This is a genomic window from Mycobacterium sp. 94-17 (genome assembly GCF_035617725.1).
Lineage (GTDB): Bacteria > Actinomycetota > Actinomycetes > Mycobacteriales > Mycobacteriaceae > Mycobacterium.
Genome location: NZ_JAPIYN010000016.1, coordinates 118244 through 130406, shown reverse-complemented (window position 1 = coordinate 130406; position 12163 = coordinate 118244). Strand labels below are relative to the sequence as shown.

12 protein-coding genes are annotated in these 12163 nt (G+C 68.7%); 1 reads left to right on the top strand and 11 read right to left on the bottom strand.

Annotated features, from left to right (window positions below):
- Nucleotides 1-104 precede the first annotated feature (104 nt).
- Genes der through OQ789_RS18660 form a run of 6 tightly spaced genes read right to left on the bottom strand, consistent with a single transcriptional unit; the run spans nucleotide 105 to nucleotide 5377 of the window.
- Nucleotides 105-1505, bottom strand: coding sequence for a ribosome biogenesis GTPase Der (der, locus tag OQ789_RS18685; protein WP_324687567.1), 1401 nt, complete (start codon nucleotides 1503-1505; stop codon nucleotides 105-107).
- Nucleotides 1502-2191: a (d)CMP kinase gene (gene cmk / locus OQ789_RS18680; protein WP_324687565.1), complete on the bottom strand. Its 690-nt coding sequence runs from the start codon at nucleotides 2189-2191 to the stop codon at nucleotides 1502-1504. Before cmk ends, der begins: the two co-directional genes overlap by 4 nt.
- A 56-nt stretch (nucleotides 2192-2247) precedes the next feature.
- Entirely contained in the window at nucleotides 2248-2991 is a 744-nt protein-coding gene (locus OQ789_RS18675) for a pseudouridine synthase (protein ID WP_324687564.1), read from the bottom strand.
- On the bottom strand, nucleotides 2991-3689 hold the full coding sequence (gene scpB, locus OQ789_RS18670) for an SMC-Scp complex subunit ScpB (protein WP_324687563.1): 699 nt from the start codon (nucleotides 3687-3689) through the stop codon (nucleotides 2991-2993). The genes OQ789_RS18675 and scpB overlap by 1 nt, the downstream gene beginning before the upstream one ends.
- Nucleotides 3690-4517, bottom strand: a complete 828-nt coding sequence (locus OQ789_RS18665) for a segregation/condensation protein A (RefSeq protein ID WP_324687561.1) — start codon at nucleotides 4515-4517, stop codon at nucleotides 3690-3692.
- The gene (locus tag OQ789_RS18660; RefSeq protein WP_324687560.1) at nucleotides 4514-5377 is read right to left on the bottom strand and encodes a ParA family protein; all 864 of its coding nucleotides are present in this window, start codon (nucleotides 5375-5377) and stop codon (nucleotides 4514-4516) included. The genes OQ789_RS18665 and OQ789_RS18660 overlap by 4 nt, the downstream gene beginning before the upstream one ends.
- 338 nt (nucleotides 5378-5715) lie before the next feature.
- Here OQ789_RS18660 and OQ789_RS18655 point away from each other — a divergent pair, with 338 nt between their 5' ends.
- Nucleotides 5716-6471, top strand: a complete 756-nt coding sequence (locus OQ789_RS18655) for an O-methyltransferase (protein ID WP_324687558.1) — start codon at nucleotides 5716-5718, stop codon at nucleotides 6469-6471.
- Between the two features lie 10 nt (nucleotides 6472-6481).
- On the opposite strand, the gene xerD is transcribed toward OQ789_RS18655, so the two are convergent.
- The 5 genes from xerD to steA form a co-directional block, all read right to left on the bottom strand.
- On the bottom strand, nucleotides 6482-7423 hold the full coding sequence (xerD, locus tag OQ789_RS18650) for a site-specific tyrosine recombinase XerD (protein WP_324687556.1): 942 nt from the start codon (nucleotides 7421-7423) through the stop codon (nucleotides 6482-6484).
- Nucleotides 7420-8043: an NUDIX hydrolase gene (locus OQ789_RS18645; RefSeq protein ID WP_324687554.1), complete on the bottom strand. Its 624-nt coding sequence runs from the start codon at nucleotides 8041-8043 to the stop codon at nucleotides 7420-7422. The genes xerD and OQ789_RS18645 overlap by 4 nt, the downstream gene beginning before the upstream one ends.
- Nucleotides 8036-9796, bottom strand: coding sequence for a CTP synthase (locus OQ789_RS18640; RefSeq protein ID WP_324687552.1), 1761 nt, complete (start codon nucleotides 9794-9796; stop codon nucleotides 8036-8038). Before OQ789_RS18640 ends, OQ789_RS18645 begins: the two co-directional genes overlap by 8 nt.
- Before the next feature lie 122 nt (nucleotides 9797-9918).
- Nucleotides 9919-10863: a copper transporter gene (locus OQ789_RS18635; protein WP_324687551.1), complete on the bottom strand. Its 945-nt coding sequence runs from the start codon at nucleotides 10861-10863 to the stop codon at nucleotides 9919-9921.
- Nucleotides 10864-12045, bottom strand: a complete 1182-nt coding sequence (gene steA, locus OQ789_RS18630; protein WP_324687550.1) for a putative cytokinetic ring protein SteA — start codon at nucleotides 12043-12045, stop codon at nucleotides 10864-10866.
- Between the last annotated feature and the right edge of the window lie 118 nt (nucleotides 12046-12163).

Below are 12163 nucleotides of genomic sequence, written 5' to 3'. Positions count from 1 at the left end.
CGCAACCAACTACCGCGAATGGCTCAACACCCAGCTCATCACCGCCGCTTGACCCTTAACAAAGATAGGAGCATCAAACCGAGCGCGGCCCAAACCCCAAGCGATCAGCGCCGCCTGCCGCCCCGCTTCTCGCGCACCCGCACATTGATCCGGATCGGCGACCCCTCGAACCCGAAGGTCTCGCGCAGCCGACGCTCCAAGAAGCGCCGATAACCCGCCTCCAGAAAACCGGTGGTGAACAGCACGAACGTCGGCGGCCGCGCCGTCGCCTGGGTGGCGAACAGGATGCGCGGCTGTTTGCCCCCACGCACCGGGGGCGGCGTGGCCGCCACCACTTCCTTGAGCCACGAATTCAGCGGACCCGTCGGAATCCGCGCATCCCACGACGCCAGCGCGGTCTCCATCGCGGGCACCAGCTTCTGCAACGCCCGCCCGGTTTTGGCGGAGATGTTGACCCGCGGCGCCCACCGCAGCTGCACCAGCTCACGGTCGATCTCGCGCGCCAGCAGCTCGCGACGGTCTTCATCCACCAGGTCCCACTTGTTGAACGCCAGCACCAGGGCCCGGCCGGCCTCGATGACCATCGACAGCACCCGCTGATCCTGCTCGGTGAGCGGCTCGGAACCGTCGATCAGGACGACCACCACCTCGGCCGCGTCGATGGCCGAGTGGGTCCGCACCGAGGCATAGAACTCGTGCCCGCTGGCCTGGCCGACCTTGCGCCGCAAGCCCGCGGTGTCGACGAACCTCCACACCTTGTCGCCCAACTCGATGAGCGAGTCAACCGGGTCCACCGTCGTTCCGGCGACGTCGTGCACCACCGAACGCTGATCGCCCGCAAGCTTATTCAGCAACGAGCTCTTGCCGACATTGGGCTTGCCGACCAGCGCGACGCGCCGCGGGCCGCCGGACGTGGCCGCCACCTCCGACACCTCGGGCAGGTCCGCCAGCACCGCGTCGAGCAGATCCGCCACCCCGCGGCCGTGCATGGCGCTGATCGCGTACGGCTCACCGAGCCCCAGCGACCACAGCATCGCGGCGTCCGCCTCGGCCTTGTCGCTGTCAACCTTGTTGGCCGCCAGGAAGATTGGCTTGCCGGACCTCAGCAAGATCCGCGCGGCGGCCTCGTCGGCCGAAGTGGCTCCGACGACGGCGTCGACCACCAGGATCACCGCGTCGGCAGTGCGCATGGCCACCGCGGCCTGGTCGGCCACCAGCTGCTGCAGCCCCTTGGCGTCGGGCTCCCATCCCCCGGTGTCCTGCACGACGAAGCGGCGCCCCGTCCACAGCGCGTCGTAGGACACCCGGTCGCGGGTGACGCCCGGGACGTCCTGCACGACGGCCTCTCTGCGGCCCAAAATCCGGTTGACCAGGGTCGACTTGCCGACGTTGGGACGGCCGACCACCGCCACCACGGGCGCCGGGCCCGCCTCGTCCTGCTCGTCCAGTCCGAATTCGACTGAATCCCAGTCGCTTTCGTCGCTCCACGTGCCGTCCTGACTCACCGCACCGCTCCGCTTCGCTGCTCGACCAGGTCGCGCAGGCGCGAGATCACCTGGGCCTCGGTCATGTCGCTGGTGTCGACGACCACCGCGTCCGGGGCCGCCCGCAGCGGTGACACCGCCCGGGTGGAATCGAGGTGGTCGCGGCGGCGGACGTCGGCCAGCACCGCGTCATAGTCGTCGACCAGCCCGGCCGCCACGTTCTGATCGTTGCGCCGCCGCGCCCGGGTCTCCGCCGACGCGGTCAGGAAGATCTTCACGGGCGCGTCCGGCAGGACGACGGTGCCGATGTCCCGGCCCTCGACGACCACACTTCCCGGGCCCCCGGCCATTTCGCGCTGCAGGCCCACCAGCCGGGTACGGACGGCGGGCACCGAGGACACCGCCGAGACCGAGGCGGTCACACGGTCACCGCGGATCTCGGCCGAGACATCCTCTCCGCACAGGAAATAACGGTCGCCGTCGGAATGATAGTTCACCGACATCTGCACAGTTTCCGCGATGCGCGCGACGGCGTCGGCGTCGGCGGGGTCGACGCCGGCGCGCAGCACGGCCAGCGTCACCATCCGGTACATTCCGCCGGTATCCAGGTAGCGGGCCTGCAGCCCCTGCGCCAATCCCTTTGACACAGAAGATTTCCCCGTGCCCGCCGGGCCGTCGATGGCCACCACGATATCGCTCGCACTCATAGGCTGATGGTTCGCTGCACTCCCGTCACTCGCCGTGCTCGTTCCGCTCGTTCCGCTCACAGGCCCACCGCCTTGTACAGCTGGCCGATCTCGTGATGCGCCAGCGCCCGAATGCTGCCCGGGCGCTGCTTGCCCAGCGCCACCGGACCAATGTCGGTGCGCACCAACGACTCCACCGGGAACCCTACGGCCGCCAGCAGCCGACGCACGATGCGATTACGCCCCTCGTGCAGCGTCACCCGCACCAGCGTCTTACCCGGAATGGCGTCCACCACCGCGAACTCGTCGAGTTTGGCCATCCCGTCGTCCAATTCGATGCCGGCACGCAGCTTCTTGCCGAGCCCACGCGGCACCGACCCGGTCACCGTCGCCAGATACGTCTTGGGCACCTCGTGGGACGGGTGCATCAGCCGGTGGGCGAGCTCGCCGTCGTTGGTCAGCAGGATCAGCCCCTCGGTGTCGGCGTCCAACCGCCCGACATGAAACAGGTTCTTGTTGCCGCGGACCTTGCGCTCGACCAGATCGCCGATGCAGGGCCGGCCGCGGTCGTCGGACATCGTCGAGTACACACCCCGCGGCTTGTTGAGGGCCAGATACACCTGCGAGTCGTCGAGCACCACCCGGGCGCCGTCGACGCGGATCACCGAGGAGTCGGGGTCGACGCGGGTGCCCAGTTCGGTCACCACCTGCCCGTCGACCTCGACGCGGCCGTCGCTGATCAGCTTCTCGGCGGCCCGCCGCGACGCAATTCCGGCTTGGGACAACACCTTTTGCAGCCGGATCCCCTGGGCTTCGTCCATCAATCCTGGTCCACGTCGAATGTCAGCGCCTGGTCGGATGACTGGCCGCCGGAGAGTTTGACGAAACGTGGCTCGCTGTCCAGGGATTCGCTGAGGTCCTCGATCGTGTCGACGTCGGGGAGCAGTGGCGCGATATCGGGAAGGTCGGCCAGCGAGGTCAGCCCCAGGCGCTCCAAGAACAGCTCGGTGGTGGCGAACGTCACCGCGCCGGTGTCCTCGTCGGCCCCGGCTTCGGTGATCAGGCCGCGCGCCAGCAGCGTGCGCATCACCGCGTCGACGTTGACGCCGCGCACCGCGCTCACCCGCGCGCGGGTCACGGGCTGACGGTAGGCCACCACCGCCAACGTCTCCAGCGCTGCCCGGGTGAGCTTGGAGCGCGCTCCGTCCAACAGCAGCTTCTCGACGTACGGCGCGAACCGGGCGCGGGTGTACATCCGCCAGCCCTCGCTGTTCTTCCGCAGGTCGATGCCGCTGTCGCGGTCGGTGAGCTGCTGGGCCATCTCCTGCAACTTGGCGTCGATCCGGTACAGCGGTTGCTGGACGGCCGACGCAAGCGCCTCCGCGGTGACGGGTGTGTCCACCACCAGCAGCAGCGCTTCGAGCACGGACCCGAGTTCCTCGGATTCCATGGGCACGACTTCGGCGATGTCCGGGATGCCCACGTCGGGCAGGTCGACCCCGGGCAAGTTCTCACTCATCTATTCGTCCCGCACTTCTACCAACGCTTGACTGGCCGGACGTTCCCCGGTCCAGGAGATTTGGAGCACGCCGAGCGGCTCCGACTGGTCGAATGCTACCGCCCGGGACCTATACAGCTCGAGCAGCGCCAGGAAGCGCCCGACCACCTCCATCGACGCCTCACAATCGGCGACCAGCTCGGAGAACGTCGCCCACGCGCCGGTGCCCCGCGCTTCCAGGATGGCCAGCAACTTCCTGGCCTGCTCGGGAACCGACACCTGCACCTGATGCAGGTGCCCGACAGACACGGTCGGGACGGGCCGCGGGGTGAACGCGATCGCGGCGATCTGGGCGAACCGTTCGGCGTCGACGCCGATCATCACCTCGGGCAGCAGCGCGGTGAATCGATCTTCCAGCGACACCGAGCGCGGATAACTGCGCAACGCCGCGGCCTCGAGCTCAGCGAACATGTCGGCGACATGCTTGAACGCGCGGTACTGCAGCAGCCGGGCGAACAGCAGGTCGCGCACCTCCAGCAGCGCGAGGTCTTCGTCGTCGTCGACCTGCCCGGCGGGCAGCAGCCGCGCCGCCTTCAAGTCCAGCAGGGTCGCCGCGACCACCAGGAACGCCGTGGTCTCCTCCAGCTCGAGCTGCGGACCGATCTCGCGGGTGTAGGCGATGAAGTCATCGGTGACCTGGTGCAGCGCCACCTCGGTCACGTCCAGGCGGTGAGCGAAGATCAGCTGCAACAGCAGGTCGAACGGACCCTCGAAGTTGGTCAGGCGGACGTGGAAGCCAGTCGCGCTGCCGTTCTGCTCTGGCGCCTTACCGGTTTCGGTCGCGTTCACGCGCCGAATCGGTCGATGAACTCGCGGGCCAGGGCGCGATAGGCGATGGCGCCGGTCGACCGTGGGGCCCATGTGGTGATGGGTTCGCCGGCGACGCTGGTCTCCGGGAACCGGACGGTCCGGGTGATGACGGTGTCGAACACCAGGTCACCGAACCGTTCCACCACCCGGGCCATCACCTCGCGGGAGTTGACCGTGCGTGGGTCGTACCGGGTCAGCAGGATCCCGCTGATCTCGAGCTTCGGGTTGAGCCGATCGCGCACCTTGTCGACGGTATCGGTCAGCAGCGCCAGGCCGCGCAGCGAGAAGTACTCGCACTCGGTGGGAATCACCACGCCGTCCGCGCAGGCCAGGCCGTTGACGGTGAGCAGCCCCAGCGACGGCTGGCAGTCGATCAGCACGTAGTCGTAGCGGTCCAGCACCGGGTGCAGGGCGCGGCCCAGCGTCTGCTCGCGTCCCACCTCGTTGACGAGCTGAATTTCGGCCGCGGACAGGTCGATGTTGCTGGGTACCAGATCCATGTGCTTGACCCGGGTCTGCAGCAGCACGTCGTCGATCGACACTCGCGGCTCGACCAGCACGTTGTGGATGGTCTTCTCGAGCTCGTAGTGCGGGACGCCCAGGCCGGCGGACAACGCGCCCTGCGGATCCATGTCCACCAGCAGCACCCGGCGGCCGTATTCGGCGAGCGCGGCACCGAGGTTGATGGTGGACGTGGTCTTCCCGACGCCGCCCTTCTGGTTGCACATGGCGACGACCTTGGCCGGGCCGTGCGAGGTGCGCGGCTGTGGCTCCGGGATCGCCCGCGGCGGCCGCCCGGTCAGACCGAGCTCGACGCCGTTGTCCGGCCGATCGGTCATGGCGGGGGTGTTCGCGAGGTGAACATCGTCGGAAAGTCTAACGGGTTCGACGCGCGAAACTCGGCGACCCGCAGGCAATTAACCAGCCGATATGGACAGAAATCGGTGGTAGAACGCACATCGCGGCAGCCTTTTCACTTCAGTCACAGCAGCATCAATTTCCGGGGGCAATGCGCCCGCGCGAACGCGCTAACGCGGGCGCTATCGGTTTCGGGAAAGACCGAGTGGTACCCAGAGAGTCCTCCGCCGGCCGACCCTCCGCCGGCCGACCCTCCGCCGGGCCGGCACCGACCGCCCGGCCGGCACCGACCGCCCGGCACCGGCCTATGGTGGCGCCCATGAACCTCACGCGACGGATACCTCTCTTGCGTTGGTCGTTCTGGCGCATGGCCGCCGGCGCTCGCAACATCACCACCACCGGGCAGATCGGTGACGGGCGCGAAGCCGCCGCGGTCGAGTACGTCCTGAGCAACGCGCGCGCCGGCGACATCGACGACGTACTGGCCACCATCGACAAGTTCGCCTACGAGAAATCGCTGCTGATCAACGTCGGCGACGAGAAGGGCCTGCTGCTCGACGCCGCGGTGCGGCGCGTCGACCCGGCGCTCGCGCTCGAACTGGGCACCTATTGCGGCTACGGCGCCTTGCGGATCGCCCGGGCCGCCCCCAACGCGAAGGTGTACTCGGTCGAACTCGCCGAGGCCAACGCCGCCAACGCCCGCCAGATCTGGGCCCACGCCGGCGTCGCCGACCGGGTGACGTGCGTGGTCGGCACCATCGGCGACGGCGGGCGCACCCTGGACGCGCTGGCCGCCGAGCACGGGTTTGCCGCCGGCGCACTCGATTTCGTGTTCCTCGACCACGACAAGGACGCCTACCTCGACGACCTGAAGAGCATCCTGGACCGGGGCTGGCTACATCCGGGCTCGATCGTGGTCGCCGACAACGTCCGGGTCCCGGGCGCCCCGAAGTACCGCGAGTACATGCGGCGCCAGCAGGGCGAGCAGTTCAACACCGTCGAGCACAAGACGCGCGTCGAGTACCAGACGATCCTGGCCGACCTGGTGCTCGAGTCCGACTACCTCGGCGGCTGAGTGCTCCGCGCTATTGGGCCCGTGGATGGGCCTCGGCCCACACTTCGCGCAGCGCGTGCACGGTGACCATGGTGTAGATCTGCGTCGTCGTCACCGACGCGTGCCCGAGCAACTCCTGCACGACCCGCACGTCGGCGCCGCCCTCGAGCAGATGGGTCGCAAAGGAATGCCGCAGCATGTGCGGCGACACCCCGGAGGTGATCCCGGCGCGCTCGGCCGCGTCCTGCAGCACCTGCCACGCGCTTTGCCGCGACAGCCGGCCGCCGCGCACATTGAGGAAGATGCCCGGCGTGCCGCGCCCGCGCCGGGCCAGCTCCGCACGGCCCCGCACCAGGTAGGCATCCAGCGCGGTGACGGCCGGGCGCCCGATCGGCACCAGCCGCTGCTTACCGCCCTTGCCGCGCAACAACACCGAGCGGGCGTGGGTGTCGACGTCGTCGACGTCGAGGCCGACGGCTTCGGAGATCCGCGCGCCGGTGGAGTACAGGAGTTCCAGGAGCGCCCGGTTACGCAGGGTCAGCGGCCCGTCGGCCGGGCTCTCGCCGCCCGCGGCCTCCAGCAGGGCCAGCACCTGGTCGATGGTCAGGCTCTTCGGCAGCCGGCGCCCCGGCGTCGGTGGGCGGACCGCACGCGCCACATCGAGTTCGGCCAGTCCTTCGGCGGCGGCGAACCGGTGCAGGCCGCGGACCGCGATCAGCGCCCGCGCCGCCGATACCGCCGACAGCGCGGCGATCCCGGTGTCGGGATCGCCGCGGCGCAGCGCCACCAGAAACTCGCTGACGTCATTCTCGCCCACCGTGGCGAGGTCGTGAATTCCGCGGTCCGCCAAGTGCTTTGTGTAGCGGCGCAGGTCGCGGCGATACGAGCTCAGGGTGTTCGCGGCGACGCCGCGCTCGATCGCGAGGTGGTCGAGGTAGCCCTGCAATTGCGTGTCCAGCGCCACCGTCATCATTGCGCGGCCTTGCGGGCGGCGAACGACGACGGCTTGTCCCGCCACGGGCTGTCCACCGGACGCGGCCGCGCGAAACCCGTCGCGACGGCCCGGGCGGCCAAAATCCCTGCCACGGCAATGGCATTGACGACCTCACCGCCGAGCACCATGCGGGCGGCGTCGGCCAGCGGATACCACTCCACCGTCATGTCCGCTTCCTCGTCGTGCGCCTCGGGCCGGTCGACCCGAGTCAGGCCGGTGGCCAGATAGACGCGCACCGACTCGTCGCTGAAGCCCGGCGTGGAGTCGAGGTCGACGAGCACGGCCCAGTCCCTGGCCTGCAGCCCCGCCTCCTCCATCAGTTCGCGGGCCGCGGTGAGATGCGCCGCCTCGCCGTTGATGTCGAGCAGTCCGGCGGGCAGCTCCCGCAGCCGCCGACCGAAGGCGTGCCGATACTGGTACACCATCGGGATGTTGCCGTCGTCGTCCAGCGCGACCACGGCGACCGCGCCGAAGTGTTCGACGATCTCCCGGGTCACCACCTTGCCGCCCGGCATCCGCACCCGGTCGCTGCGCAGCGCGAAAATCTTTCCGGTGTACAGCGTTTCGGACGACGCCGTCTCGAAGACGTGTTCAGCCACGGGTCGCGGGCTCAGGTATCGGCCGCGCGGCGCTGTCCGGGTGCTGGAGGCCGTTCGATGACTGCTCCGGGATTTCCACCGGCAGCAGCTCGCCCGCCTGGTAGTCGATGGCCGCGCCGACGAATGCGACGAACAGCGGGTGCGGCCGGGTGGGCCGGCTCTTGAGCTCCGGGTGAGCCTGGGTGCCGACCACGAACGGGTGCACGTCCGGTGGGTATTCGACGAACTCCACCAGATGGCCGTCCGGGGATGTCCCGGAGAACCTCAGGCCGCTCTCCGCGATCTTGTCGCGGTAGGCGTTGTTGACCTCGTAGCGGTGCCGGTGCCGCTCGGACACCTCCGTGGCGCCATACGCCTGGGCCACAATCGATTCCGGTTCCAGCACCGCGGGGTAGGCGCCCAGCCGCATGGTGCCGCCCAGATCGGCCTCGCCGGCGACGATGTCGACCTGGTCGGCCATCGTGGAGATGACCGGATCGGGCGTCTCGGGGTCGAATTCGGCCGAGTTAGCCTGTTCCAGGCCGGCCGAGCGGGCGGCCTCGATCACGATGCACTGCAAGCCGAGGCATAGGCCGAGCACCGGCAGCCCGCGCGTGCGGGCGTAGCGAATCGCGCCGATCTTGCCCTCGATGCCGCGGATGCCGAACCCGCCCGGGATCAGCACGCCGTGCACGCCGTGCACGCCGTCCAGGGCCGACGCGGCACCGGACGCGCTCTCGCAGTCGTCGGACGCCACCCAGACCAGCTCCACCTTGGCATGGTGCTTGAACCCGCCGGCCCGCAACGCCTCGGTGACCGACAGGTAGGCATCGGAAAGTTCAACATACTTGCCCACCAACGCAATTCGTACGATCTCGTGCGGCTCGTGCACCCGGTGCAGCAGGTCGTTCCACTGCGTCCAGTCGACATCGCGGAACGGCAGGTTGAGCCGGCGCACCACGTAGGCGTCGAGTTCCTCGCGGTGCAGCACCTTGGGGATGTCGTAGATCGACGGCGCGTCCGGCGTGGAGATGACGCCGTCGATGTCGACGTCACACATCAGCGCGATCTTGTTCTTCAGCGCTTCGGGAACGTCACGGTCGCTGCGCAGGATCAGCGCGTCGGGAGTGATACCGATGCTGCGCAGCGCGGCCACCGAGTGCTGGGTGGGCTTGGTCTTGAGTTCACCCGACGGAGCGAGGTAGGGCACCAGCGAGACGTGCAGGAAGAACACGTTCTCGCGGCCCAGGTCGTGACGCACCTGGCGCGCCGCCTCCAGGAACGGCTGCGACTCGATGTCGCCGACGGTGCCCCCGATTTCGGTGATGACCACGTCGGGACGGTTGCCCTCGGCGTCGGGCTGGGCCATCGACATGATGCGCCCTTTGATCTCGTCGGTGATGTGCGGGATCACCTGGACGGTGTCGCCGAGGTATTCGCCGCGCCGTTCCTTCGCGATGACCGTCGAATACACCTGTCCCGTAGTGACATTCGCCGAGCCGGACAGGTCGCGGTCCAGGAATCGTTCGTAATGGCCGACGTCCAGGTCGGTTTCGGCGCCGTCCTCGGTGACGAAGACCTCGCCGTGCTGGAACGGGTTCATGGTGCCCGGATCGACGTTGAGGTACGGATCGAGCTTTTGCATCGTCACGTGCAACCCGCGGGCGGTCAGCAGCTGGCCCAGGCTGCTGGCGGTCAGCCCCTTGCCCAACGACGACGCGACTCCGCCGCTGACGAAGAGGTGCTTGGTGGCGGATTGCGGGTGCTTTCGCACAGGCGACCTCCGTGAAGACGGGCAGGGCGTGGAAAATGTTCTAGCGAATAACTAGATGGGCCTGCCGACCCACGGAAACCCACCCTAACATCCGCCGCGCTGTGCCGCGGCTAACACGCCCGCTACTGGGGCACCGTGATCGACGTCGCCCCGTGCCCGGTGCCGTACTGCCCGGCGTGCCCGCCGTTGAGCAGGTCGTGCAGGCCCAGGACCGCGGTGATGCGCCCGGGCGCGGCGTCGATGTCGTCGACGGTGGACACCGCCGAGTTCATCCCGGCGTCCGCGCGGGTCACCGCCACGGCGGCTCCTCCGGTCGCCGAACCGTCGCGCCCGGCGAGCAGGGTGCCCGAGCCGTGCGGGGCGAGCGCGGCGGAGAACCGGGCCACGCTGACGCCCTTGTTGCCGGCGTCCTGGGGCAGCGAGCCGCCGGTGACGACCAGCGCGGCGTTCGCCGCGCCCATGTGATCGGTGGCCTGGTAGGTGATGAACCCGGTGTCGCGCAACGCCGCCAGCACAGTGTTGCGCTGGACGTCGTCAACGGCAGGCACGGCCGGGTTCGCGTTGGCCAGCAGCGCGATGCCCATCAGGTCACCCGCCTGCGAACCCTGGTCGACAAGCTTGGTGCTCAGCTGCTGGCCCGCCGGCAGCACCGAGGAGTTCACCACCGTCCGCAGCTTCTCCGCCGAGTTCGCCTCGACGAACTCACTCGTCAGCGACACCGTCCCGGTCACCGCCCCACCGGCCTGACCGATGAACTTCGACACCGCGGCCACGTCGTCGTCTTTGGAGTCCGGGGTGCGGAACACCACCACCGACTTGCCGCCCAGCGCGTCGTGCACGATCCGGCCGACCAGCTGGGTATCGAAATTGTTTGCCGCACTGAGCTTTTCGTTCAGCACGTTCTTCTGGTCGTTGAGCCCGCTGATCTGGGTGTTCAGGTCACGCTTCTCGTCGCGCAGGCTGGACAACAAGGTGTCCGACAAGAAGCCCGAGCCCAGCACGACTCCCACCGCCAGCGCCAGGAAGACCGCGGCCAGCGACAGGGCATGTTGACGCAACGAGATCATCTAGGTGACCCACTTCTGCACCATCGCGCAGAAGTGGTTCCAGTAGTCGGTGACCCAGTGCAGCACCACGCCGTCGGTGCGCGATACCCACAGCGCGACGATCACGGCGATCAGCATGGTCAGCGCCAGCAGCGCAATGGCACCCGCCGAGATGTGGTTGCGGTACAGGGTGGCCACGGCCCTGGCGTCGACCACCTTCTCCCCCACCCGCAGCCGGGTCAGGAAGGTGGACGGGTTGCTGTGCGCACGGGTGCGGTCGAAGAACGTCTCGATGTTGGCGGTGTGGCCGGCCGTCACCAGCAGCGCGGCGCCGTGGTGATCGGCGAGCAGCAGCGCCAGGTCGATCGCCGACCCGGCGGCCGGGAACGTCATCGCCCCGACGCCGAGATCCTGAATCCGTTCCAGTCCCGGCGCGTGCCCGTCGGCGTCCGCGGGCAACACGACCTGAGCACCGCACTTGAGCGCGTCGGTGCTGATCTGGTCGGGGTCGCCGACGATGACCTGGGGGCGGTAGCCCGCCTTGCGCAAGACGTCGGCGCCGCTGCCGACGCCGATCAGCGCCGGCTGATACTCCTTGATGAACGGCTTGAGCGCGCGCAGGTCCTCGGCGGCGCTGGGCTCGTCGGCGACGATCACCACGTGCCTGCGGCGCAGGTCGACGTCGACGTCGGGGATGCCGATGCCGTCGATCAGCAGCGGACTCTCGCTCTTGATGAATTCGATGGTGTTGCCGGCGAACGCCTCGAGGTGCGCGGACAGCCCGCTCTTGGCCTCACGCATCAGGTCGGCGATGTCGTGGTCGGTGCGCTCGGTGCCGCGGACCAGCCTGCGGTCTCCGGCGTACACGCCGCCCTCGTGCAGGCGGATCTTGGAGCCGTCCTTGACCTTCTTGAAGACGTCGGGGCCGGCCTCGTCGATCAGGGTCACCCCGTTGTTGACCAGCACCTCCGGGCCCATGTTCGGGTAGCGGCCCGACACCGACGGCGACGCGTTGACGACCGCGGCGATGTCGGCCTCCACCAGCGCGTCCGCCGTGATGCGGTCCAGGTCAAGGACGTCGAGCACCACGATGTCGCCGGGGCAGACCCGACGCAGCAGTCGGTCGATGTTCCGGTCAACGCGGGCTGTGCCGACGAGGCCCGGCCGGGTGGTGTTACGCGTCAGAAGTGTGGACATCCTCATGGGGTGCGATTCTGTCCGCGAACCGCGGCAGCGGCGGGGAGGCGCGCCGTAACATCTGCCTCATTAGTTATCTAGCGTCACATCAGTCACAACTTGGAATCGGGATGATGTCGAACCT